The sequence below is a fragment of the Streptomyces sp. NPDC004721 genome (assembly GCF_053601495.1).
The window spans coordinates 151,014-175,572 of record NZ_JBSGBZ010000017.1 but is presented as its reverse complement, the minus strand read 5'-3'; the positions used below and the strand labels follow the sequence as shown (position 1 = coordinate 175,572).

Annotated in this window: 19 protein-coding genes and 2 pseudogenes; 8 read left to right on the top strand and 13 right to left on the bottom strand. The window is 69.4% G+C overall.

The features are described 5' to 3' along the window. Both ACWEK3_RS18295 and ACWEK3_RS18290 read left to right on the top strand, forming a co-directional pair. Positions 1-336: hypothetical protein (locus ACWEK3_RS18295; RefSeq protein WP_453250107.1), on the top strand; the 336-nt coding region annotated here is incomplete at its 5' end. Further along, positions 333-647 (top strand): hypothetical protein, encoded by a 315-nt coding sequence (locus tag ACWEK3_RS18290; RefSeq protein WP_453250106.1) that lies wholly within the window; start codon positions 333-335, stop codon positions 645-647. The genes ACWEK3_RS18295 and ACWEK3_RS18290, both read left to right, overlap by 4 nt. Here the strand turns inward: ACWEK3_RS18290 and ACWEK3_RS18285 are convergent. After that, a complete protein-coding gene (locus tag ACWEK3_RS18285; protein ID WP_453250109.1) occupies positions 644-1,039 on the bottom strand; it encodes a hypothetical protein in 396 nt (131 codons plus the stop codon). The genes ACWEK3_RS18290 and ACWEK3_RS18285 overlap by 4 nt on opposite strands. On the opposite strand from ACWEK3_RS18285, the gene ACWEK3_RS18280 reads away from it, so the two are divergent. Next, positions 989-1,123, top strand: a complete 135-nt coding sequence (locus ACWEK3_RS18280; protein ID WP_453250110.1) for a hypothetical protein — start codon at positions 989-991, stop codon at positions 1,121-1,123. The genes ACWEK3_RS18285 and ACWEK3_RS18280 overlap by 51 nt on opposite strands. A 35-nt stretch (positions 1,124-1,158) precedes the next feature. Here the strand turns inward: ACWEK3_RS18280 and ACWEK3_RS18275 are convergent. The 3 genes and pseudogenes from ACWEK3_RS18275 to ACWEK3_RS18265 all read right to left on the bottom strand — a co-directional run. Beyond that, positions 1,159-1,359: pseudogene (locus ACWEK3_RS18275) on the bottom strand (DarT ssDNA thymidine ADP-ribosyltransferase family protein); the annotation flags it as partial. A 309-nt stretch (positions 1,360-1,668) separates the two neighbouring features. After that, a pseudogene (locus ACWEK3_RS18270) lies at positions 1,669-1,978 on the bottom strand (tyrosine-type recombinase/integrase); the annotation flags it as partial. A gap of 332 nt (positions 1,979-2,310) precedes the next feature. Further along, positions 2,311-2,508 carry a hypothetical protein gene (locus tag ACWEK3_RS18265; RefSeq protein WP_453250105.1) on the bottom strand — a complete coding sequence of 66 codons (198 nt, stop codon included), beginning with the start codon at positions 2,506-2,508 and terminating at the stop codon, positions 2,311-2,313. A 549-nt stretch (positions 2,509-3,057) separates the two neighbouring features. Here ACWEK3_RS18265 and ACWEK3_RS18260 point away from each other — a divergent pair. Continuing rightward, complete coding sequence (locus ACWEK3_RS18260) at positions 3,058-4,617, top strand: alpha/beta hydrolase (RefSeq protein WP_453250104.1); 1,560 nt, start codon at positions 3,058-3,060, stop codon at positions 4,615-4,617. Positions 4,618-5,122: 505 nt separating this feature from the next. Here ACWEK3_RS18260 and ACWEK3_RS18255 read toward each other — a convergent pair. The 3 genes from ACWEK3_RS18255 to ACWEK3_RS18245 form a co-directional block, all read right to left on the bottom strand. Beyond that, positions 5,123-6,391 carry a hypothetical protein gene (locus ACWEK3_RS18255; RefSeq protein ID WP_453250103.1) on the bottom strand — a complete coding sequence of 423 codons (1,269 nt, stop codon included), beginning with the start codon at positions 6,389-6,391 and terminating at the stop codon, positions 5,123-5,125. Between the two features lie 802 nt (positions 6,392-7,193). Further along, positions 7,194-7,490: a GYD domain-containing protein gene (locus ACWEK3_RS18250; protein ID WP_071364106.1), complete on the bottom strand. Its 297-nt coding sequence runs from the start codon at positions 7,488-7,490 to the stop codon at positions 7,194-7,196. A gap of 477 nt (positions 7,491-7,967) precedes the next feature. Next, the gene (locus ACWEK3_RS18245; protein ID WP_450547540.1) at positions 7,968-9,026 is read right to left on the bottom strand and encodes a hypothetical protein; all 1,059 of its coding nucleotides are present in this window, start codon (positions 9,024-9,026) and stop codon (positions 7,968-7,970) included. 188 nt (positions 9,027-9,214) lie between these two features. Between ACWEK3_RS18245 and ACWEK3_RS18240 the strand changes: the two genes are divergently transcribed. The 4 genes from ACWEK3_RS18240 (at position 9,215) to ACWEK3_RS18225 (ending at position 15,405) form a co-directional block, all read left to right on the top strand. Beyond that, positions 9,215-10,099, top strand: a complete 885-nt coding sequence (locus ACWEK3_RS18240) for a hypothetical protein (RefSeq protein WP_453250102.1) — start codon at positions 9,215-9,217, stop codon at positions 10,097-10,099. Between the two features lie 487 nt (positions 10,100-10,586). Next, entirely contained in the window at positions 10,587-12,989 is a 2,403-nt protein-coding gene (locus ACWEK3_RS18235; RefSeq protein WP_453250101.1) for a PA14 domain-containing protein, read from the top strand. Between the two features lie 323 nt (positions 12,990-13,312). Continuing rightward, positions 13,313-13,822 (top strand): hypothetical protein, encoded by a 510-nt coding sequence (locus ACWEK3_RS18230; RefSeq protein WP_450546485.1) that lies wholly within the window; start codon positions 13,313-13,315, stop codon positions 13,820-13,822. Between the two features lie 131 nt (positions 13,823-13,953). Continuing rightward, on the top strand, positions 13,954-15,405 hold the full coding sequence (locus tag ACWEK3_RS18225) for a flotillin family protein (protein ID WP_453250100.1): 1,452 nt from the start codon (positions 13,954-13,956) through the stop codon (positions 15,403-15,405). Between the two features lie 188 nt (positions 15,406-15,593). On the opposite strand, the gene ACWEK3_RS18220 is transcribed toward ACWEK3_RS18225, so the two are convergent. From ACWEK3_RS18220 to ACWEK3_RS18195, 6 genes are all read right to left on the bottom strand, one after another. Further along, positions 15,594-16,523, bottom strand: a complete 930-nt coding sequence (locus tag ACWEK3_RS18220) for a class I SAM-dependent methyltransferase (RefSeq protein ID WP_453250099.1) — start codon at positions 16,521-16,523, stop codon at positions 15,594-15,596. Positions 16,524-16,819: 296 nt separating this feature from the next. Further along, positions 16,820-18,781 (bottom strand): Ig-like domain repeat protein, encoded by a 1,962-nt coding sequence (locus ACWEK3_RS18215; RefSeq protein ID WP_453250098.1) that lies wholly within the window; start codon positions 18,779-18,781, stop codon positions 16,820-16,822. A gap of 334 nt (positions 18,782-19,115) precedes the next feature. Then, positions 19,116-19,934: an aminoglycoside adenylyltransferase domain-containing protein gene (locus ACWEK3_RS18210; RefSeq protein WP_450546489.1), complete on the bottom strand. Its 819-nt coding sequence runs from the start codon at positions 19,932-19,934 to the stop codon at positions 19,116-19,118. Positions 19,935-20,004: 70 nt separating this feature from the next. Continuing rightward, positions 20,005-20,736: a ferritin-like domain-containing protein gene (locus ACWEK3_RS18205; RefSeq protein ID WP_450546490.1), complete on the bottom strand. Its 732-nt coding sequence runs from the start codon at positions 20,734-20,736 to the stop codon at positions 20,005-20,007. Positions 20,737-21,030: 294 nt separating this feature from the next. Beyond that, entirely contained in the window at positions 21,031-23,358 is a 2,328-nt protein-coding gene (locus tag ACWEK3_RS18200) for a FlgD immunoglobulin-like domain containing protein (RefSeq protein WP_453250108.1), read from the bottom strand. A gap of 60 nt (positions 23,359-23,418) precedes the next feature. Further along, on the bottom strand, positions 23,419-24,435 hold the full coding sequence (locus ACWEK3_RS18195; RefSeq protein ID WP_453250097.1) for a questin oxidase family protein: 1,017 nt from the start codon (positions 24,433-24,435) through the stop codon (positions 23,419-23,421). Positions 24,436-24,559 lie beyond the last annotated feature (124 nt).

The window sequence follows — 24,559 nt, the reverse complement described above, 5'->3', positions numbered from 1 at the left end:
GGTGTTCTGATGGCGTTGCTCTTCGCCGCCTCCGGCGTAGCGGGGATTACGCGTGGCTGGGTGCCCCCCAGGCTCCCCACGAACCGGCGGCCGGTCCACCGCCCTCGCCTCTATGGCTGGGGCCAGTTGGTGTGGGCCTTCGGCATGCTCTGGTATGTGGTGTTCTGGCTGGTGCTCACTGACCCCGACATTCGGCCGTGGGGGGCGCTGTTCAGCGGCGCGCTTGGGCTGACCGGCATCATCCTGATGATGATGGGCCAGTACAGGGGTCGTAATCGGCAGGGCAGCGGCACGGTGTCGTCGGGCGTGGGTTCGGCGCGCAAGGAGGGACCATGAGGCTCTACCTCGCCATACCTCTTGTTCTGCTGGCGTTGCTCATCGCCACCTCGGGCGTGGCGGCGGTTACCCGTGGCTGGGTGCCCCCCTGGAACCAGCGTCACGTTCGCCGCGTCCGCCTCCACGGCTGCGGGCAGTTGGTGCTTGCCTTCGCCCTGTGCTGGCAGGTGGTCTTCGGGCTGGTGATCAGCAATCCCGGCATCCGGTCGTTCGGGACCCTGTTCGGTGGCGGGCTTCTGCTGACCGGCTTCATCGTGATGGGGGTGGGCCAGTACGCGGGTCGTAATCGGCAGGGCAGCGGCACGCGCTAGCTGTGGAAGTGGTTGCGTTTGATCACGGCCCTGCGGATGTTCACGGTGGTGCCGCCCTTGTGGCCGCTCGCGCTCAGCACCTGTACGGCGATCCATCCGCCGAAGATGACGGCGGCGAGGATGATGAGCTGGGTGATCAGCGCGGTCAGGGCGGCGATGAACGTGGTGAGCAGCAGCAGGCCGCCGCAGGCGGCGAGGAACCCGACGCCCCCGAGGGCGACGTTCACCGCGGCGCGGGAGACGGCCGGCTTCGCGGCGACCGGTTCGGGCTTGGCGGGCTCGATGGCGTAGCCGGTGACGACCCGCCCGTCGGGCAGGACCACGCTCGCCACCGCCGGGACGTGGCCCGGCTGGACGGGGACGAGGGGCGCCGCGATCGGGACGGCGGCCAGCCGCTTGGCATCATGCTCAAGTCGGTGAAGTGCCTGGTGATCGCGCTTGCACAGTTGCCGTCGCTGAACCGGCTGATGACGTAGAGCATGGGGGAGCGTGGGGCAAAGTAGAACGGGACGTAGTCGGCTGGACAACCGTATGGCGGGACAGTGATCTGTCGCGACCGCCGTTCAGCTTTGACCGCCCTGTCTCCGCACTCTCTCAGCACGCCCCCTCGGCCCTGCATGACGGTGTCCGAGACCAACTGCTTCTCGGCGAGGATGTCACGCAGGTTGCGCACGTGCGTGAAGTGGAACAGCCGTCGTTCCCCAACGTTCATCACAAGAGCTGAGTAGACCACAGCTGTGACTGCTGGCGTGATCTGTTTGACCGTCAACCATGCCCCGTGGCACTGGCCTTGACGGCAATCCTTGACGGCAACGGCAGCGGACGTTGCCGTATCCGAAGGCACAGTCCTGCACCTCGCCGACGGCGACAGTCGACCGCGTTCCTGGCCTGGACACTCGCGGAAGGAACTCCTAAAGCGGGTGTCGCAGGTTCGAATCCTGCCGGGGGCACCAGCGAAAAGGCCCCGGACCGATCATGGTCCGGGGCCTTTGACATCCAGGTTGGACATCAACGGGGGCGGTCACTGACGACCGGGGCGCCTCCGCAGCAGGCGGTCCATGTGGCTCATGGCCTCGCGCTGGGTGTCCTGCACGACGTGGGTGTAGACGTCCATGGTGATGCTGATCTGGGAGTGGCCCCAGGATCTCCATCACGACGCGCGGCGCGACTCCGGCCGCCGTGAGGAGGGTCGCTGTGCCGTGGCGGGCGTCGTGCAGGCGGATCACTCGGAGGCCGGCGGACTGGGCGATGCGGGTGAAGGAGCGGTACAGGTTGCGCGGCTCGACCGGGCGGCCGGTGCGGGTGGTGAAGACGTAGGCGGACGCCTGCCAACTTGGATGGCGCTCCCAGCCTCTGAGGACACCGGCCTCTTGATGGCCTTGAACGCCGTGAGCACCGGGTGGTTCATCGAGGAGTGCGGATTGCTCTACCGCAAGTTGCCCGGCCAGAGCACTGCTCGGGACACCCACCACCACGAAGTCGAGCGGCGTGCCCCGCATGAAGATCATTGAGGAACGCGCCGAAGCGTTGAGCAAGCTCAGCACATGGCACCTGTGAGCCCGGCCTAGTGTGCCCGACGGGTCGGCACAGTCCCTGCGACTCTCCCGGCTACGCTCGCGCGGGAGCGCCCCGCGGCGCGTGGCTGCGGGGCACCTTGTGGGGTTTAGTCGACAACCATCCCGTCGTATTTACCGCCCCAGCATTTGACGGTGTTGTGCAGATAGGGCTGTCCGCCGCCCTCCCTGCACTGAGAAGGGGTGGTGAAGCCACCCTGTGCGGTGGCGGTGGCGGCGCCTGTGAGGCTGAGTCCGGCGAGGGCTGCCGTGGCGATGACGGCGGCGAGGATTCGTCGAATGCGCATTCGGTTCCTCTTTCACGGATTGCCTCGGTTAGGGCACTAATCAGCTTGACTTTCATCCATGTGGGCGGCACGTCATGCTGCGCCATTCGGGTGACAGTGCTGTCGGGTGCGGGGTCGGTGACGCGACCCGTCGGACAGGCCCTAGAACAGGCCCCAGGCGGCACGCGGTAAGACTTTCTCTACTTCATCAAGCACCCGTCGTCGCTTCGCTCCTCCGGGCGGGCGCGCAGTGCATGAGGTCAGAACACGTCGCGGCTCTTCGTTGCGAAAAGAGCAGGTCAGAGCGGGTTCCATCACTTGTGACCCCGCCTATGGCCGCGGGAACTCATGACGGGGCCTTCGTATGAAACGTGAAGCAGCACGGTTCACACATTCGGCTCAGTCGAACGGTCACACGAACACGATCTGTGGTGCATTGGTTACCCATCGCGAGGCGGATCGGAGAGAGCGCCGCTCGAGGACGGGTCCCGGCGCCAGGGCCGACGATCGCGACCCCACCCTCGATCCCCACAAGTCCTGTGTCCAGCGCGGGCAGAAGCGAGGCTGGCGATGAACGCTGACCCGACCAGTGACCGAATACCCCGGCGCAGGCTCCGCGGCGCGCTTGCGGTGCTGAGCGCCGGCGGGCTGCTGCTGACCTCGTGCACGGCCACCCACCTGCGGCTGAGCGTGGCACCCGCCGGAACGGAGGCCGCCGCCGCCACGGCCCCCGTCCCGGCAGGTCTGCTGCGCTATTACCAGCAGCAACTGGACTGGAAGCCCTGCCCGAAGAAACCGGCCTTCCAGTGCACGACCCTGAAGGCGCCGCTGGACTACGCCCACCCCGACGCGGGCGACATCTCGCTGGCGGCCACCCGCAAACGGGCCACCGGGACCGGCGCGAAACGGATCGGCTCCCTGCTGTACAACCCCGGTGGTCCAGGCTTCCCGGCCATCACCGGACTGTGGGCCGCCGCTGATGCCTTCTCGCCATCGGTGCGCGCCGCCTACGACCTGGTCGCGGTCGACCCGCGTGGGGTCGGCGACAGCACCCCGGTGGACTGCAACACCGACACGGCCAAGGCCCTCCCCAATGCAGGTGTGATCACCACCGCCGGGAAACCGGACTTCGAGGGCATGGACGCGGTGAACGAAAAGACCGCCGATGCGTGCCGACTGCACGCCGGGCGACTACTGCCCCACGTCGGCACCCTGGAAGCGGCACGGGACTTGGACCTCATGCGCGCCCTCGTCGGAGACGAACGGCTGCACTTCCTCGGCCTCTCCTACGGCACCTACCTCGGGGCCACCTATGCCGAACTCTTCCCCACCCGTGTGGGCCGCATGGTCCTGGACGGAGCCGTGGACCCCTCCATCAATGGCTACCACCGCTTCCTGGACTCCGCGCACGGACACCAGGTCGCCTGGGAGTCCTTCGCCGCCGACTGCGCCACCCGCACCGACTGCCCCGTCGGCCACTCTGTCGAGGAAGCCAACCGCACCCTCGACGCCCTGGTGGCCGCACTCGACCAGAACCCGCTCCAGCCAGGCAAGGACGTCACCATCACAGGGCAATTCCTCCTTGCTGTTGTCGCGATAGCGCTGCAGGCGCCCGCGTGGGAGGAGCTGCGCGTGTTGCTGAGCAAGGTGACCCGCCGCGACACCACCGGGCTGCAGAAACTCTCCGCCGCGGACCAGAAAAACTCCGTCGTCGGCGGCTTGGGCTTGACGGCGGTCAACTGCCTCAGCGCCCCGCTCGGCCCGCGGTTCACCCCCGCGCAGGCTGAGGCGGCACTCCCCGATTTCGTCCGTGTCTCACCCCAGTTCGGGGCGTTCTACTCCACTTTCCTCCAGGATTGCGCGCACTGGCCGGTCGAGCCGACCCAGCCCTCGCACCGCATCACCGCACCCGGCACCCCGCCGATCCTGGTCGTCGGCACCACCCGCGACCCGGCCACGCCCTACGTCTGGTCCCAGGCGCTCGCCCGCCAGCTCTCCTCGGGCCGCCTCCTCACCCGGAACGGCGACGGCCACACGGCCTTCTTCCAGGGCAGCACCTGCGTCGACACCGCCATCGACCGCTACCTTCTGAACGGTCAGCTCCCACCCGTGGGCACCGTCTGCACCTGACGCAGGGGCAGAAAGCGAGTCTCGAAGATCGAGGCCCATCGGGCCATTGCGGACTCGCCTGAGAGGCACGGGGAACAGCGGCGTCACTTGCCAGGTCGGCCGGCGTCCGGTCCACGGTGACGACGCTCTTGACGGCGCTGCCCGGCGACTCGTTGCCCGCCTTGTCGTACGCGCGGACCTGGCAGGAGTGCGTCTCGCCGGTGGCGGGCGGGGTGTCGGTATACGAAGTGGAGGCCGTGGTGGCGAGGGGCTTGGCGGGGAAGGAGCCGTTCTGGACGCGCCGGTAGACGCGGTAGCCGGCGAGGTCCATCTCCTTGTTCTTCGCCCAGGTGCGCCTGCCGCCCTTCCGCCACAGCTCAGGCCCGGAGCAAGCCCTAGATGCCCATAGCTTCCCAAGCTGAGAGCGCGAGTTCGATTCTCGTCACCCGCTCCATGGAGAAGGCCCGGGTCATCAACCCGGGCTTTTGCTGTGTACGGCGATCAGTTGGTGCGTGCCGGAGTCATGTCAGGGACCGGCGACGGACTTGATGGTGTACGGAAAGCTTTCCTGTTGCCAGATCACCGTGAACCGGGAGATCGGGCGGGCGCCGACCTGGGGGACCCGGCCGTCCGAGGTGAGCGTCTTCGCGGTGCCGAACGTACCGGAGCGGCTGACCAAGCGGGCGCTGGTCTTCGTGTAACTGTACGGCGGCGTCGACTTGGGAACGACCGTGTGGTACACCAGCATGCCGTCGCCGTCATCATCCAGGGCCAGGTCGGGTCGGTCGCCGAGACCGAGAGTGGCAACGCTGCCGCGGGTGCCGCCTGCGGAGAGCCGGCGGCCGAGCAACTCGAGCTTGCCGTTGTTGTAGCGGGTCCACACGATCATCGAGTCGCCGTCGAGGTCGGTAGCGAGCGCGTGGTGGAAGCCCACGTTGTCCGTGGAGGCCGAGATGCGCAGGGGGGCCGCCAGCGTGCCGGTGCGACTCCAGCGCGAGGCCCAGACCTGCGAGACGGTGCCGCCGCCGGAGTGGTAGGTGATGACCGCGTCGCCGTCCCGGTCGACGCCGACCCGCACCATGCCGAAGCCGCCATACGACGCGATCGGCGACGTAAGCACCTTCGTCGAGGAAACGGATGTCGACGTGATCCGCTTGGCCACGACGTCCGAGGCCCGCGCCCAGGCAACGACGAACCGGCCGCTGCGGTCGACGCCGATGGCCGGCTTCTCGGCCGAGCCCGAGCCGAGGGTGACGGCCGCGCCGACCGTTCCGTCGAGGTTGAGGCGGCGGGCGACCGCGTACCAGCTTCCGTCGCGGATTTCCGTCCACGCTGCCATCGCGCTGCCGCCGGGCGTCACGGCGACCACCGGGGTGGTCGCGGGCGCCGACGTGGAGAGCTTCCGGAGCGGTCCGACGAGGCTGCCGGAGGCCGAGACCCGCCGGCCCATGACCTGACTGTCCTGTTGCCAGACCACCGCCGAATCGCCGGTGTCGTCGGAGTCGGCCTCCGGCCAGGACACCGCGGCACCGTCCGGCGACAGCGTGCGGATCGCGCCCGTCGTGCCGTTCGCGAACTTCACCCTGGTCTGGACCCGCTGGTAGGAGTACGTCGTCGACAGGTCGCCGGCCGTCCAGGCCAGCAGAGCGTCGCCCTGACGGTCAACCGAGACTTGAGGCGAGTCGGCGGCGGACCAGCCGGAGGCCGACACGTTCCATGTCGCCGTCCAGGCGGCCTCGGCGTTCAGGGCCATCGTCGCGGTGAGCGCGATCCCGGCCGCCGCAGCGACGGACACCCCTGCGAATATGCGACGCTTCACTGAACGCCGGTGACGTGCTGTACGCGCAGCCACTGTCATCCCCTTGTCATAGCTGTCGTGGTCGGGACACGGCAGTCACACGGGTGCCCGAAAGGCCAAGCGCAACTGCATGCTCAAACGTCACAGGGTGCACGTCAGTTGTTCCACGTGTGCCGGCCTTCGCCCACACGCCGGCGCGGATGGGTGCCTTGGGAACTGGACCAGGACGCAGCGGTGACTTTCATGAACGGTGGGGCCTCCCCCTGAGCACGACAGGTCGTCCTGGGTCCCGAGCCAGGTACCAGAGGGATGGAACGAGATGTAAACCGAGGCCTCCGCAGCGCAGGGCAACGAGCCGCGTGCCACAGCCGTGCCAGATGCAGGGGTCAGCCGCGGTCAACAAGGGCGACGGGCGGGCCTGGACACACCTGCGAGCTCGACCACGGAGCCCGCAGGTCACGGGCAGGACGCCTCTACCTCTCTCCTAAAGCGGGTGCCGCAGGAATCCTGCCGGGGGCACCAGCACAAACGGCCCGGACCGATCATGGCCCGGGCCGTTTTGGCGGCAGCAGTTGACGGCAGGCGACCCGGACCGCCCTCCGAGGTCGCTCGGCGGCGCCCGTATCAGGCTCCGTCTCACGCGCCGCGGTTTCATGGCCGTCCACGGCAATCCGACGACCTTGACCGGCAAGTGGTAGCCCTGGCTTGTACGCAGGTGGCGGACTCGATCCCCTCAACAGGGCTGTAAGGCGCCCTGCTCAGCCAGCTCATCGCCTTCGCTTGCAGTGAGTGGAGGTCGTCAGACAGTCGCCTTGGCGATGATGCGTTCCATCTCCCCTTGGCCGAAGGCCCGCAGAGTCGTGGAACGGATGTTGCCCACCCCGCCGAGATGCAGGAGTGCTGCGGTGGCAGTTTCGTCGTCGGGTGCCTCGACGATGGCCACGAGGTCGTATGGACCGACGGTCCAGTAGATGTTCAGGAGCTTCGCCCCGATCTTCTGTGCCGCTGCGCCGAAGGTCTCAGCGCGCTTCGCGGTGTCCTTGTAGTCTCGGACCCCCTGATCGGTCCAGTTCAGCAGCGTGATGTACGTCGGCATGTTCTCTCACCTTCACGAGGAAACACATCGCGAGGTCAATCCTGGACATCGGGGCTGACACCTGCACGGGATACGCACCCGAACGAGCGATACGAGCACCTACAGGCGGTCGATCACGGTGGTTGGATCCAGGAGAGGTGCTCGCACAACAGCCACGCCGACCTGCGGTGTGACACTTGACTGCTCCTGAGGTCCGTCCCCCCAGCTACCCCGCTCCACCACTTCCCGGACGCAACCCGCCTGCGTGTCTCACTGCGTGACAACGCCCGCGGCCCATCGGTCCAGGTACGCGAGACACCAGCCCAAGGTCAAGCGCTCGCCCAAGTTGCTTCGGCACGAAGAGGTCGCAGGTTCGAAACCCGCCACCCCCGACAGTGCAGGATCAGGTCAGCCACCTGCTGGTCGTCAGGAGGTGGCTGACCTGTTTGGCCTGCCTGTTCTACGGGGCGGGCCAGGGCCTCTGGCGTTTGTCGTGGATCACTTCAGGACGTTCAGGGAGTTGGTGGCGTCGTCGACGAAGTACACGGCGTCACGGTCCAGGTCGACCGCCAGGCCGAAGAGCGCGCCCGCGCCGGGCGGGGTGCCGCTGTTGTCGAGCTGGCGGAAGGCTACTTGGCGGCCTGCCGGTGTGGTCTCGACGATGTTGCCGTCACCGCCGTTGACGGTCAGGATGTGGCCGTTGGGCGCGATGGCCAGGCCGAGGGGACCGTTGAGCCTGCCGCCCCTGCTGACCACCCGGCCAGTGCCGGCGCTGGATTCCCGAGTCACCGCGCGCGGGATGACGGTGATCCGGTTCTTGACCGTGTCGGCGACGTAGAGCGAGCCGTCCTTGGCGAGGCCGACGCCGGTCGGGCCGATCACCAGGGCGGCGGGGTCGGTCTTCTGGGCGAAGCCCGAGCCGATCTTGGTGGTCTTCAGCCGCTGCGGTGGCTTGTTGTGATGGCGCTTGAGGGTGATGCGCAGGACGGTGCCCCGGTCCACTTCGTTGCCGTCGCCCGCCACGGTGCCCTTGAGCACGTTGGTGACGAACAGGTCGGTACGGTCGCCGTAGCTCGCGGCGGTCATGTCCCACGGTCCGTTGATGCCGTGTCCGGCGAGCGTCTCGCGGACCTTGCCGTGGCTGTCCAGTACGAGCAGGCAGCCCGCCTTGGCCGTGGCGGAGGTGCCATCGGCGGTCGGGAGACTGCCGACCACCACCCACCCGCCGGGCAGGATGCTCAGGGCGGTCGTGAGACCCACACCGCCGGGGCAGCGGCCGGGCAGGTGGGCCGGGTCGATCCGGGCGAACAGCGTGGCGGTGCCGCGCGGGCTGATCTGGACCAGGGTGGTGCCCGTGCCCTGCTGGTTCTGGCTGTTGTTGAAGTTGCTGACCAGTACGTTGCCTCTGTGGAGCTTCCCGACGTCACGCGGGACGACGGCCGTGCCGTAGGGGTTCACGTCGCCGTTCCCGGGGACCGTGGAGGCGATCTCACGCACCGTGTGCAAACGGCCGAGGAACGTCCCACCGGCCGAGGCCGCGCCTGCCGCAGAAGTCACTGAGATCACCACGGCGGCTGTCAGCGCTGACAGCCTTCGCGCCAGCGGTGACAGAAAGTTAGTCCTCATAAGCGGTACGTTAAAAGTGATGGTGGGATTTAGTGCGCACGGACACGCTCCCTCTTCGGGCATTTCGCTCCACAGGCAGCCGAAGTGCGTCAGTTCGGAGGACGTCGCGCAGTCGGCCATTGCTACCGAGGGCGTCCCAGTCCCTGTCGCAGGAGGCCACCCAGGCCGGTTCGCAGATCGGCTCGCAGGTCGGCATCCAGTTGGGTACCCAGACCGGCGCCCAGGTTGCCACCCAGGTCGTGTCGCAGGATCTGACCTGCACCTACACCAACGGAAACGGCACCAAGACGTTCCACCGCGACGGCGTACGCGACGGCGAGCGCACCGGCACCCGGACCGTCTCGCACGTCGGCATCAGCGAGGGCAGCCGGGACGCCTCCCGTGAGGGCACCCGGTCCGGCAGCCGAACCGGCGTCCTCGGTCACGACCTCAACGTCGAGGCCCGCAAGGCCAACCAGTACACCGGCTTCATCCTCAGCGGCTGGAAGGGGGAGCCGTCATACGAGGCCGGGGCCACCAGCTGGAACTCCCCGGCCTCCTTCGGTGACTGGTCGTTCGGTGACTGGTCGTTCGGCAACTGGTCGTTCGGTGACTACAAGTTCGGTGAATACCGGTTCGGCGACTATGCGTTCCAGCCCGTGACCGATGTGCAGTGGGGCAAGTGGGACTCGGCTCCGGGCGAGAACCCGGACGACTGCCTTCGCAGCGCCAACGCCGACAAGATCACGGCTCTCAGCAACGTCATCACGCCCGGCGCGATCACCGGGGGCCCCGTCACGGACGGCGCCATCATCGACGGCGCGATCACGCCAGACAGCATCACCGACGGCGCGATCACTGGGGGCCCCGTCACGGACGGCGCCATCATCGACGGCGCGATCACGCCAGACAGCATCACCGACGGCGCGATCACCGAGGGTGCGACCACGTACGGCAACATCGAGGCCGGCGTAAGGACCTCCAGCGGCCCGGCCAAGCTCTTCGTCAACGACAAGACTCTCTGAGCCGTCGCACCACAGCAGCCGCCCCCGGCCCCACTCGGTGGTCGGGGGCGGCTCCTTGCGGTGCCACCTGCCGGAGGCACCAGGCAAAGGCCCCGGACCGATCATGGTCCGGGGCCTTTGACAGCAGAGTGTGACGGCCATCGCCGTTCCTGCCTCGATCGCTGCCCCGCGATCATCGGCCGCGGGGCAATGGCAGCAGGCCTTGACGGGAGTTTCCTCTGCCGGTGTCGCTTGAGCAGGCGGTCCATGTGGCTCATGGTCTCCCGACCGGCGTCTCGGACGACCCGAACTGGTATGAATCGACCCTCCCCTGAGACACTCGTCACCGGCGGCGACCGGAAACCGCTTGGCCGTACAACCACAGGCTGCTCTCATGCATCCCACTTCTCGTACGACTGTCCGAGGGACGGTCACACGCTCAAAAGGGGATGCAGTGAGCAGTGTCGGAAGATCCCGTTTGGCCGCCGCGACCGCGGTGGTGGTCGCGATGACGGGCACTCTTGTCGCGGTCGCCACCTCTCCGGCGTCGGCGGCGACCTGCGCGACGAACACCTACACCCGGCAGTTCTTCGCGAACACCAGCTTCTCGGGCACGCCGAAGCGCACGGACTGTGACACCGTGATCAACGAGAACTGGGGCACCAACTCGCCCGGGGTCCCCGGCGTCGCCAAGGACAACTTCGGCGTCCGCTGGCAGATCACCCGCGACTTCGGCTCGGGAGGTCCTTTCGCGTTCACCGCCTCCGGCCAGGACGGCATCCGTGTGTACCTCGACGGCGCGCGCAAGATCGACCTGTGGAAGAACGGGTCCAGCACCGTCTCCCGGACCGTCAACCTGACCATCCCCCGCGGCACCCACACCCTCCGCGTCGACTACGTCAACTGGACCGGTGCCGCCGCCGTCAAGTTCGCCTACGCCCCCCGCACCGGCGCCACCGTGGACCGTGTCGCCCCTCTCACACCCACCGGGCTGTCGATAGCCCGTGACGCCGGCCCCGGGCGGAACTTCCTGCGCTGGTCGGCGAACAAGGAGATGGACCTCGCCGGTTACCGCGTCTACCGCCGTACCCCCGCCCAGACGTCCTTCGGCGCTCCCGTCGCCACGGTCACCGGCACGTCCTTCACCGACACCACCGCCGGGGGCACCACCCACCTCTACGAGGTCCGCGCCGTCGACAAGTCCGGCAACATGTCCGCCGGGACCTCCGACGTCTCGGTCACCGGGAACCCGGTCTTCCTGCGCCAGTTCTTCGCGAACACCTCCTTCTCGGGCACGCCGAAGCGCACGGACACCGACACCGTGATCAACGAGAACTGGGGCACCAACTCGCCCGGGGTCCCCGGCGTCGCCAAGGACAACTTCGGCGTCCGCTGGCAGATCACCCGCGACTTCGGCTCGGGAGGTCCTTTCGCGTTCACCGCCTCCGGCCAGGACGGCATCCGTGTGTACCTCGACGGCGCGCGCAAGATCGACCTGTGGAAGAACGGGTCCAGCACCGTCTCCCGGACCGTCAACCTGACCATCCCCCGCGGCACCCACACCCTCCGCGTCGACTACGTCAACTGGACCGGCGCCGCCGCCGTCAAGTTCGCCTACGCCCCCCGCACCAGCGCCACCGTGGACCGTGTCGCCCCTCTCGCACCCACCGGGGCGAAGGTGGTGTACGACAAGGGCACCGACTCCGCCACCTTCTCCTGGGCGCCCAACAAGGAGATGGACCTCGCCTACTACCGGGTCTACCGGCAGACCGCGGTGGGTGACTGGATCCCCATGGTCCTGACCGACAGGACCTCCTGGACCGACACCAAACTGCCCCGCAACGGCAAGCCCATCCGCTACTACATCTGCGTCACCGACCGCGCCGGGAACCTCTCCGAGAGCACACCCGTCCTGACGGTCACCCCGGTCGACACCGTCGCCCCGACGGCACCCGTCATCGCCGTGTCCCACATGGCGAACACCCCCAGCTCCCTGAAGATCAACTGGGACAGCCGGACCGAGGAGGAGATAAGGATCGGCGGCACCATCAGCATCTACCGGTCCACCGGCGACACCCTCGGCGACAGCCCCGAACTCATCGGCACAGCGTCGAAGGACTCGCCGCCGACGTCGCCCTACGCGTACGTGGACGAACTGCCGGCGTTCGACGGCACCACCTACACCTACGCCGCCGTGGTCACCGACGCCGCCGGCAACGCGTCCCCGATGTCCGCGCCGCGTTCGGTGACCCCCGACAGCGTTCCCCCGGCCCCGCTCACCGGCCTGACCGCCACGCCCCGCGCCGACGGCGTCCTGCTGAGCTGGGACGCCCCCGCCGAGAGCGGACTGAGCTACGCCGCCACCCGCGTCGTACGGCGGCCGGACGGCAGCACCGGCTACAACAGTGACGGGTGCTCCGACGCCGTCGACCCCAAGAAGCCCACCGCCCTGCCGAACGCGATGCTGTGCGCCGGACCGGCGGAGGGCGAGACGGTGACCTTCCTCGTCGTAGCGATCGACCAGTGGGGCAACCACATCGGCCTCGACCTGGCCCCCACCGTCACCACCACCGAACTCGACAACAGGCCCGACGACGCCCTCGGCGAGGACTCCGGCGTGCTCACCGTCCTCAACCCCGACGCCGTGACCAGAACCGGCCGCTTGGAGTGGGCCTGCTCCGACATGACGGCCTGCGCCGGCATCACCGAGCACCGCCTGGAGCGCTGGAACGTGGCCACCAGGACGTACGAACCGGTCACCTCCATCGCCGCGGCCCCGAACCGCATCTACCGCGCCGCCGTGCGCCTGCCGCTCGGCGAGACGTCGTACTTCCGGATCACCGGCATCCTCGCCGACGGCACACCGGCCGCCGTGGTGCACTACTCGGCGGCCAGGGGCGACTACGTGTGAGACGCTGCCGCTTCCGTGGTCCGGCAACGGAAGCGTTGACCGTGGTGCGCGCCGTCCCCCACCCGGGGGCGGTGCGTCTGCGGGCAGCGCACGGCTTCCGGCAGTACAGGCGTCGGCCTTCAGGGCGGCGGACCGTACCGTCGTTGAGCTTCGCGCCCGTACTCGGCGTCACGAGCCGCAGCGGAACGTCGACATCCGGGCGAAGGCCGTATCAAGGCGGCATCAAGTGCGCGTAAAGATTGCCGAGGGCAGGCAATGTATTGCCACCCGATCGCATGGCAATATGCAGGCCGGGGAGATCGCCGAGTGAAAGCGGGGCCCGAATGAACTGGTTTGTGGGTCTCGGTATCGCGGGACTGGTCCTGCTGGTGCTCTCGCTGATCTTCGACGGGATCCTGGAAGGCCTGTTCGGCGGGGTGCTGGACGGGTTGTTCGACGGGCTGCTGTCGCTGCCGGTCATCGCCGGATTCGTGTCCATGCTCGGCTTCGGCGGGGCGATCGCGCTCGGCACCACCGGTCTGGGGGTCACGGGGGCAACGGCGATCGGTGTGGTGGCGGGCGTCGCCGCGGGCTGGTTGACGTGGAAACTCAGCCGCGTCCTGATGCGGGAGCAGGGCTCGGCCGCTCCACAGGGCGGCGATCTCGTCGGCGGCTCCGGTTCCGTGGTGACCGCTATTCCAGCCGAGGGGTACGGCGAGGTGCTGGTGTATCTCGCCGGGCAGCCGCTGAAGCTGGCCGCGAAGTGCTCCGTGCCGGTGGCGCGGGGTGCCGAGGTCTGGGTGGAGTCGGTGCTGTCCGCGACCTCGGTCGCGGTCCGGCCGGTCGAAGACTGACCGTCGGAGCGGCGCGCCACACCACGAGACCCACACGCCCGCCCCTTCATCTTCCTTCATCTTCCTTCCGCGTCCGTTCCTGATCCGTTCCAATTCGCCGTCCCCCGGGGAGGGCTGAGGGGATTCCACACATGAGCCCTGTACTGATTGCCGTGATAGGAGTCGTCGTACTCCTGGTCCTGCTGGCCCTCACCGTCGTCACCCGCTACAAGGTCGCAGGTCCCAGCGAGGCGTTCATCGTCACCGGACGGCGCGGCAAGAAGTCCACCGACCCCGAAACCGGCCGTGTCTCCACCGACAACAGTGGCCAGAAGGTCGTGGTCGGCGGCGGTGTCTTCGTCGTGCCCTTCGTCCAGCAGAAGTTCACCCTCGACCTGTCCAGTCGGCACATTCCGGTGGCCGTCCGGGGCGCGGTCACGCTGCGCGGGGTGAAGGCCAACCTGGAGGGCGTCGCCATCGTCAAGGTCGGCGGCACCGAGGACTCGATCCGCGCCGCGGCCCAGCGCTTCCTCCAGCAGCAGGACGGCATCGTCGGCTTCACCCAGGAGGTGCTGTCCGGCGCGCTGCGCTCCATCGTCGGGCGGATGTCCGTCGAGGACATCATCCGGGACCGGGCCGCCTTCGCCGGACAGGTCGCGGAGGAGGCCGAGGCCAGCCTGTCCGGGCAGGGTCTGGTGCTGGACGCCTTCCAGATCCAGGACATCACCACCGAGGGCTCCTACCTGGAGGACCTCGGCCGGCCTGAGGCGGCCCGCGCCAAGCAGGAGGCCGACATCGCCGAGGCCGTCGCCCGGCGCGCTTCCGAACAGGCCCGCCTCAAGGCGGAGGAAGAGATCGCGATCGCCCAGCGCACCTACGCGCTGAAGCAGGCCGAGATCAAGGCCGAGACGGACGAGGCCGCCGCCCGCGCCAACGCCGCCGGCCCGCTCGCCGAGGCCGCCCGGCAGCAGGAGGTCCTGCAGGAGCAGGAGAAGGTCGCCGCCCGGCAGGCCGCGCTGACCGACCGCGAACTGGACACCCAGGTCCGCAAGCCCGCCGACGCCGCCCGTTACCGGGCCGAGCAGGAGGCGGAGGCCCACCGCATCGCCCTGGTCAAGGAGGCCGAAGCGGCCGCCGAGCGGGCACGGCTCACCGGTGAGGGCGAGAAGGCCCACCGTGCGGCGCTCGCCGAGGCCGTTCGTATCGAGGGTGACGCCGACGCGGCCGCGATCGCCGCCAAGGGCGCGGCGGAGGCCGACGCCATGCACAAGAAGGCCGACGCCTTCGAACGGTACGGCGACGCGGCGGTGCTCCAGATGCTGGTCGAGGTGCTGCCGCAGGTCGTCGGCAAGGCGGCCGAGCCGCTGTCGGCCGTGGACAAGCTGACCGTCATCTCCACGGACGGCGCGGGCCAACTCCCGCGCGCGGTCGCCGACAACGTCGCCCAGGGCATGGAACTCCTCAGCTCCACCACTGGCGTCGACCTCGCCCAGCTCCTCCAGGGCCTCTCCGGACGCGGCACGACGAAGATCCCGGCGCAGGTCGAATCATCGGCTCCGACATCGGCCGAACCGTCCCACGACAAGATCGACATCACCGAATAGAACACAGACCGGGGGGACACCGCTGACCACGGAGCCTGGACGCCTGAGTGGCGCCCGGGCTCCGCTGTTTCCCGGCGCCGTTCCCGCGCAGGGCAGCTCAGCAATCGCCCCTGGACGCCATAAGCTTCCCCAGTTCAGAGCATGAGTTTCCTTACTCCGGTCCGTGATGGCCGTCGCCCGTGAGGTGTTCAGGACGCCCGCAGGAAGGCCGATCGCGCCGCCTTGCCGAGGTACGTGAAGCGCGTGTCGCCCGCGAGGTGCTTGTCGAGCGCTTCTTTGATGCCCGGCCACTTCGGGTCGCGGTAGTCGTCGAGGACGACGATCCCGCCGGGTGCCGCGATCTCCTCCGCCCACTCCAGGTCCTTGGCCACGCCCTCGGCCGAGTGGTCGCCGTCCACGATGATCACGCCGTAGCGGCGGTCGGAGACGGCCGCGCGGGTCTCGTGGTCCTCCGAGAAGCCCCGCTGGATCCGGGCGGCGACGCCCGCGGGGCCGGCCAGCGCCAGATTCGTCCGGACGGCGTGCTCGTCGACCGGCGTGCCCGTGGGGTCGGGCCGCTGCTCGGTGCCGGGCTGCAGTTGCACGCCGGCGAAGGGGTCGACGATGGTCAGGCTCGGGCTGCGGCCGTCGCGCTCCAGCATCCGGATGAGTCCGGCGGAGAACATCCCGTACAGCGTGCCGATCTCCAGGACCTCGTCGTTCGGCGGGTCGAGCAGCGGTATCGAGCCGAGCTTGCCGCAGATGTTCATGGTGCCGCCCGCGATCCGGCCCACGCCCAGCGACTCCAGTGCGACCAGCAGCCGGTAGGCCGCGGCGACGTTGCGCTCGGCCGCCTGGCGGTCGCCGCCGCCGAGCGCCGCGACCTCGGCCTGGAGACGGTCCATGGCGCCGGGCACGACGATCCGGGAGATACCGCGGGCGCGGGGGCCGACCAGCAGGTCGAAGGTGTACTGATGCTGTCTCAGCACCTGGATGTCGCGCTGGAGCTCTTCGTTCTGCGACTGCGACCGGGCGACGGCGGAGCGGACCTGCCGCTCGATCCGCTTGTCGAGCAGCTCGGCGACGGGACGGAGCAGGCGCCGGGAGGCCGAACTGCGAAGCAGGGAGCGGCTTTTCATGAAACCGATGACCTCAATCATCTCGCGACGAATTGACCCGGGGTCAGCACGGATCACAGGTAGGGAAAGGCTAGGCGTGCCCCTTTCGGACGGAAGGCCACCGAGTCGTCCGGCGGGAAAACTTCTGCCGAACTCCGCATGACCGTGATGTGGGGACAGGGGGTAAAGGACATTCACCCGCACGATGACGCGCCCCGGAGCAAGCGCGTCTTTCCTGCGACGTGCACGGCCGCCTCCGCGCCGAACCGGCACGGCCCCGCGGGTCGGGGGCCGTACCGGTTCGGCTTGGGCGGGGTTCAGTTGGTGAAGGTGAAGTACTTCCAGGCGCCGTGGGTCGTGGAGTTGACGTTGTCGCCGGAGGAGCCGTTGATGTACGACGAGCGCATGCGGGCTCGGATGCCGGACGTGCCCGGTGCCTCCAGGCTCACGGACGACTTGCCCTTGGTGGACAGGGCGAAGTACTCGGAGCCCGAGTCGTACCAGGAGCCCTGGTAGTACACCTGGAGCTGGAAGCGCTGCTTGCGGCCGGGGTAGTAGTTCATGGTCGTGGTGAACAGCGGGTCGGTCTTCTTGCGGAAGTAGTAGTACGTCGTGGAGCCGATCTTGCCCGTCTTGTAGTGCCTGGAGACGGCGGTGGAGACGTTCACCCGGGCGTACGCGGTCGACTTCACGGTCTTGGCGGTGTAGCGGGCGTCGCCGCTGAAGACGGCGGTGACGGTGGTGTCACGGGTCATGCCGACGGTCGCCGACAGGTTGCCCTTGGAGTTGACCTGGGCCGTCTTCAGCAGCTTCTTCGGCTTGTCGGGGCCGAAGGGGTCCGCGTAGATCGAGACGGTGCGGTTCTTGTACGTCGTGCCGAGGTGCGCGGTGAAGGTGACCTTCTTGCCGTACGAGTACAGCTTGCCGTTGTTGTTCAGGGTCAGCGCGGGCGCCTTGCGGGAGACGTCCACCACGCGCGAGCCGGAGGCGGGCATGTGGGCGGCGTCGCCCGCGTAGGAGACCTTGTAGGTTACCTTGCCGCCGGCGGGCGGGGTGTCCGTGAAGGAGAAGCTGCCGTCCGCCTTGGTCTTGGCGGCGGCCAGCGCCTTGCCGTTCGGCGACTCGACGTCCGTGCGGGTCACCTTCAGGGCGGTGCCCGCGGCGGGCAGCGTCTTCGAGGTCAGCTTGCCGGTGATGGTGAGCTTCTTGGCGCGTTCCGCCTTGGCGGGTGCCGACACCCTGAGTGTGGGCAGTTCCTTGGTGGGATCGGTCAGGGCGCGCAGGGTGTGGGTGCCGTAGGAGTTCACGGAGACGGCGAAGACCCGGCTCGAGTCGGGCGCCCAGGCCAGCGCTCCGTCCACGAGGGTGTCGGCGCCGCTGGTGTTGCCGGTGTTGGGGAAGTCGTACTCCCGCACCGGCACCCGGTCACCGGGCCGGTGGATGTGGACGTCGGGGTCGTACCAGGAGAAGCTGCCGCCCGCGATGGTGCCGTCGGGCGCGACGCGTACGGCGTTCGGGTACGCGCCGACGGGGTAGCCGGCCAGCTCGGTGAGGTCGGTGGTCGAGTAGGCACCGAGGCTGTAGCCGGGGCCCCACGAGGTGAGCACCTGGCTGCCGTCGGGCAGCAGGTCCAACTGCTTCACGCCGCTGCTCATGCCGCCCTCGGCGCGCAGGGTGGCGCCGTCGGCGGAGACGTCGTACACGGCGAGCATGGAGCCGTTGCCCGCCACCAGGACGCCCGGGACGGCCGGGTCGGCGGCCAGCAGCGTCCCGGCTCCCGGGTAGGGGTCGGTGTCGCCGCGCTGGGCGAGGTGAACGACGGGTTCGGGGCCGGAGACGTCGAGCGAGCCGAAGTCGCCGCCGTAGGAGAACCAGATCCGGCCGTCCACCTCCTCCAGGTCGCCGGGCGCCGCGCCGACCGGGTAGCTCGCGGTCTGGGTGTACGTCCCCGTCTCCACCGAGACGATCCGGTTGCCGTTCTTCACGGCGGCGTACACCTGCCCGGCGTCGGCGGACAGCGCGAGGCCGGTCACGCCGGAGAGCCCGGTGAGCGTCGCCTTCACGGTGCCCGTGTAGTCGGTGACGACGATCTTGCCGGCGGTCGGGTCGGAGACGTAGACCCGCTGGTGGGTACCGTCCACGATCATGTCGCCGACCGACTTCACCGGAAGGACCTTCGCGGAGTCGGCCGCAGCCGGACCCGCCACGCCCGTGGTCAGGGCCACGGAACTGAGGACGACCGCGAGTGCCGTCGCGGTCGAGATGCTTCGCCTGCGCACAGTGATGGAACCCCCACGGAAGAAGCCCGGTTGTCACCGGGCGGAAACGGACAGGCCGCGTATCCCCCCTCGCACCGACGACGGGTGCGTGGACGCTGCCGAAGATGGCAGCGTATGGCATGCCAATGACAATTGAGGACTGAAATACCGCAACGCGACGCGACCGGCCGAACCGGCCCTTCTCCAGGTGACCGGGGCTGCGGGCGCGTCACCGCCGTCACTGGTCGGACGCCCGGAGCAGTTGGGAGTCGTACGACCCTCGACCCCGGAGCGTCGTGGCTTCCCGGCCTCAGGACATGGTTCCTCTGCCGCGACGCGCTTACCTCATCGGGTCTCACGGCACTTCGTCCGTGGCGCCGGCCGTCGCCTTGACGTACGCGGCGAAGGCGACGGTCCGCTCGACGCTGCCCGGGCGCGGCGGGTCGTTGAAGTCCAAGCCGAGCCGGCGGTCGTCGAGGACCTGGCGGATCAGGCCCGACCACCGCAGGTCCAGATGATCCGCCGCCCACAGCAGGGCCGCTCTCTTGGACGTCACCCGACCTGTTTCGAGTGTGTGCAGGATGCGGCAGAGGCTGGTGACGGCGTAGCGCTGCGACCAGGCGACGTCGTAGTCGAGCCAGGCGTGGTCGGCGACGAAGTCCCGGGCGTAATCGCGCATCCTGGCGCGCAGGACGTCCGGGCCGACGGGGTCGACGAGTTCCTTGGGGTCCGGTCCGGTGAGGGTCACGCCGCGTTCGCGCAGCGACCATCGCACGACCTCGGTGTTGCAGTGCGTCGCCCATTCCATCGTGCGCGAGCCGTGGTCGATGTACAGCCAGGGTTGACCGAGTCCCTCGAGCCCTCGCAGCGCCGTGCTGTCGGGATATGAACCCTCCAGATGGCGCGTCCAGTGCCCCGTCCGCGCAGGAATCTCGTCGTGCATGACCCGGAGGGCGGCTTCCTGACCCCGGGTGATGGGGCCGCGGACAGGGATCAGGAAGTCGCAGTCGCTGTGGATGTCCGCGTCGCCGACGGCGAAGGAACCCTGGAGGTACGCACCGACGAAGTTGTCGCCGAGGATCCTCGCGGCACGCTCGGTCAGCTCCCGGAGAACCTCGTTGAGCTCGGCGAACTGCGTCGGGCTCGGGTGCAGCACCAGATCGTTGTCGGCCACCCTCGAAGTACACCAACCTCCACGGCAGGCCGTCGACCGAGTTCTTCGGGAAGTGGTGGGCTGTCCGTTGTCAGCCCGTGCTCGTCCATGCGTCCGGGCGAGGCGCCAGCACCGCGGAGACGACCGCGCCGGATGAGGTCACGACGTCGGCCATGAAGCGCAGGCGTCCGATGTCGAGGCGTCGTAGCGCCGGGCCGTGGTCGGCGGCGACGACGAGGGAGGCCGCGAGCAGAAGAAGTTGCCACAGGGCCATCACCGGGCGGCGCGTTACGCGGGGCAACTCCGCCAGGGAGGCGTGCAGTCGCTCGCAGTGGAAGGGGACGTGGCGCTGCTCGTCGGACAGGATCCGACCGGCCACATCCGAAGTGAGCGAGTCGTCGGTGCCGTCGCGCAGGGCCCGGTAATAGCGCAGGGCCACCACTTCCGCGATCATCAGCACCAGCAGTTCCATGCGCAGGCCCATGAGGCGCCGCAGCCGTACGAAGACCGTGTCGCTCCAGTGGCCGGGCAGGGTTGGTACACCACCCGCCGCCAGCAGACGGGCGAGTAGACGGGCGTGGTTCTGCTCCTCGGCGACGAAGAGCCGGACTGCCTGCGCGTAGTCGGGGTCGCCGGCCTCATCCGCTTTGCCGACGAGGTTGGCGCCGTCGCCGTCCTCGCCGACCTGGAAGCGCTGAATACTGGCCCACACCGCCGGGTGCAGCGTCGCGCTCTGCCCCCAGTCCGGGTCGCCCTGGGCGCGCCTGCGCTCGCGCTCGTCCTCGAACTGCCTTGTCCACTTGGCGAAGCCGTCCGTGTGCACCCGGTCTCCCCTCCCCGGGGCACGGCCACCGTGCCCCAGGGAGGGACGACGCCGGCGGACGCCGAACCGTTTCACCGCTGCCGGGAGCAGCGAACCATGGAGGGCGCAGGCGGCCGGGCGCGCTGGTCCAGCCCACGCACCAGCTCCGGCTCCAGTTCCTCGGGGCCGGTCGGACGCCACAAGGTCGTCCACCCAGGCGATGGTGCTTCAGTGCAGCCGCGCATCAGGCTCGTGCGGATCCCCCAACCCGGCTTTCTGCGCGCCAGGTTGGGGGCCCGTCAGTCGGCCTTCCCGTTACGAGCCGGTCGTGACGGTGATGGTGCCCGTCAGGGTGAGCGGGGCGCCTGTGCCGTCCTCTGGGGTGGCCGTGAGTTCCCAGGTGTAGGTGCCGGCGGCGGCGGGCTTGCCGTCCGTGAGGGTGCCGTCCCAGCGGGCCGTGAGGGCGGTGCCGTGTGCGGTGGGGGTGAGGGTGCGCACGATCTTCTTCTTGCTCTTGATGACCAAGTGGGCGCCGGTGGACGGCTTGGAGAGTTGCCACGCCGGGTTCCAGGTGGCGCCGGCCTTCGGGGCGAACGCGGCGTCGGTTCGCGTGGCGGTCGCGGTGAGGGCCTGGGTGGGTACTCCGCTCGGTGCGACGTGTACCGCTCCGTCCGCGTCCAGCCAGGCGACGCCGCCGCCGTACTTGTCGACGTCGTAGTTCTTCACCCAGGGCACGGTGGGCAGGTCGGTGAGCACCCGGGGCGCGGCCGCGGTTCCGGTGTGGAAGTCGGTGAGCAGCAGCTTGCCCGCGTTCGTGTCCTGGTTGACGACGAAGCCGTCGCCGAGCTTTCCGCGCTCGGGCAGCGTGATGTTCTCACCGGTCCGCAGGTCGTACACGCCGAACGGGGTGGACTTGTCGCCCGTGATGTCCCGTCCCAGGCAGTCCCAGTACACCCAGCGCCCGACGGTCTGGACGTCCCGGATCGCGCAGGAGGCGCCGACCGTGTACGAGGTCACCGTGCCGGACGCCAGATCCCGCGCCTCGATCCGGCCGGCGGTGCCGCCCGGGGTCCACAGCTTGGAGCCCCACAGCGCGGCCGACGTGTCCAGCTGCTCCACCACGGCCGCGCCGCCCGGCGCCTCGAAGTCGACGAGCAGACCGCCGTTGTACAGGGCGTACCGTCCGGCGGCGTCGTACAGGCCGCGGCCGGAGGACGCCGGGGTGGGGCGGTCGAACGGTATGACCTCGGCGCGTTCGCCGGACGCGGTCGCCCGCACGAGGACGTCCCGCTGGGCGGCGTCGTCGTGCCGGACGTACACGACGGACCCGTCCCCGGCGCCCAGTGGCTGGCCGTAACTGTCTTCGAGGGGCGCGGTGGCCACCTCGGAGCGCTCCCCCGCCGACGGAGTGCCGGTGAGCGTCACTTTGCGCGTGTGGTACGAGGGACGCGGCGCGCTGTCGATCTCCCTGGTGACCAACTGACCGCCGGCGAGCGCGACACCGCGCACCCTGGCCGGTTCGGCGGGCACCTTGGAGAGGGTCCGCAGGGTCAGACCGCCGTCCGCCGCGACCTCGATCCGACGCACGGCCCAGTCGCCGGTGTCCGCGCCGCCGACCGTGATCGCCCCGCCGCCGGGGACCTGCGTCAGGTCGGGCTGGGCGGCGGCCAGCAGGGTGACCGGCGATCCGCCGCCGAGCGGGGTGGCCTTGAGGGGGCCGCCGCGGGTCAGGGGCGGGTTGTGCTCGTGGGAGGTCGGCGGCCGGAGGGCTGTGAGCAGCCAGTCGCCCGCAAGGCCGATGACCTGGTCGCCCTGCTCCGAGGGCGACATGGCGACGGAGGTCTGCGCTCCGTCGGGGTCGTCGCGGCGGACCACGAAGGCCTGGCGCATGCCCTGCTGGTACCAGGCGATGTGGGTGGGCGAGACGGCTGCCTGGAGAGTCCACGGTTCGTCGAGGCCGACGGCGTGGGTGGTCACGGGGATGAGGGTGCCGGTGGTCAGGTCGAGGACACCGAGCGCGTAGGTGTGGATGAACTTCACCACGGCCAGCCGCCCGTCGCCGGCCGCGACCGGGTACCGGTCGAACCTCATCCCCGACGGCGGCTCGACCGGCGTGTCCGTGGTCACGCCGTCCTCGACGCGGAGGATGTGCAGCTTGTCCGCCTGCCATACCTCGTTGTACGAGATCGTCAGCACGGTCTGCCCGAACGAGCCCACGGTGTACTGGCCGTCCGGAACCGTGAGCGGCGTCGACTTCCCGGTGGCCGGGTCGCGCAGCTGCACGACTCCGCTCGAGTCGACGGGCACGGGCAGGGTGTCCGTGCCGGTGCCGTAGTAGCCCTGCTGGCCCGGCAGTCTGCCGGTGAAGTCCTCGACCGTCCGCTCACTGCCGTCGTAGCCGCGCCACTGGTACGGCGCGGTGGAGCCGTCGCTCGTCTCCCGGCGGTGCAGATAGCCGGTGTCTCCGGAGGCGTACAGCACGTCCTGCACCGGCGTGTATCTGTCCGGCGCGGTCAGCACCAGCTCCGCCGGTTCGGTGTCCCCGGCCCGGGCGACCGTGGGGACGGTGACGACGGGGACGGCGGCAAGGGCGACGACGAGGGTGAGACGGCGGGCAGTATCGCTTAAACGTTCGATTTTCATCTCCACGCTAGGCACAGCGCAGCGCGGGACGGAAACGTCACACCCGTCCGCCGAGCCTCGTCAGCCCAGTGGTTCACTCAGCTCGATGGAGCGCAGGGCTGCCGCCAGAGCCCGTTCGTCGCCGACGTCGAGAGCCGTGTCGGTCAGTTTGATGACGTGTTCGTCGCCGTGCTCCAGGGCCAGTTCGACAACCTCTTCGGGGGTCGGGGTGCCCGGTGGGGTGTATGCGGCAGGGGCGTCCGGCGCGTACATCGCGGTCACCGCCGCGGAGGCCGTCCAGGCGGCCCGCAGGCTCGGTGCCCACAGAAGGCGCGGGAGCGCGGGCAGGACGCGCAGGACGGCGTTGGGCGCCGTGGCCGCGTGGACCAGCATCGTCGCTTCGCCATGCCCGTGGGTGGCGTACCGGTGGGTGGCCGCCCGCACCAGCTCGGTGAGGTGGCGGTGCGCCGCGTCGGGATCCGCGGCCGTGGCCGCGGTCGCCCAGGTCGGCAGGCCCCTGACACGCGCGAGCCGGGCGGGGAAGCCGCCGTCCCGTTCGGCGATGGGCGTCACCGCGTCGAGGGCGGCGGCCGCGCTGTCGGCGCCGGGCAGCGGGACGAGGTCCGTGACGCGGTGGTGGCGGGCCGCCCAGTAGCCGAGGCCGTGGGCGAGTTCGGTCAGCCGTGGCTCGGTGGCCTCGCCGGCGAGGAGCGTGCGGACCGCGTGGCCCACCCGGATCACCGGGTGCGTCGAGCCGCCGTACATGCCGGGCAGGAGCCGGGGCCACCACTCGCCGAGCACGTCGCGCCAGGGGCGCTCGGCGACCTCCCGCCCGAAGTAGCCGATCCAGTCGGCTGCGCGGCGCGGATCACCGAACGCGCGCCGCCACTCGGCGGCCGTGACCGGTTCGACGCCGGACGGGAACTCCTCCAGCCTGGGTGCGTACAGATCGAGCCAGCGGTGCACCGAACGCGCGTGTCCGTGGGCGGCCAGCGCCTCGACGGCCATCGGCGCGTGATTGGTGAGCCGCCCCAGCCGCTCCGGCCCCGAGCTGTGCAGTCGTTGGAGCGCCTCGTCGAGAATTCCCGTCGTATCCATGGCAGGGAAGGTAGGCGGGACTCCGCGGCGGCGTAACGGGCTGAGGGCTTAGGCCCGGACCTAGGACCGGTGCGAAGTGGCCTTCGCCTGTGGTCCGGGCGGCAACGGCGGAAGGGGGGCGTCC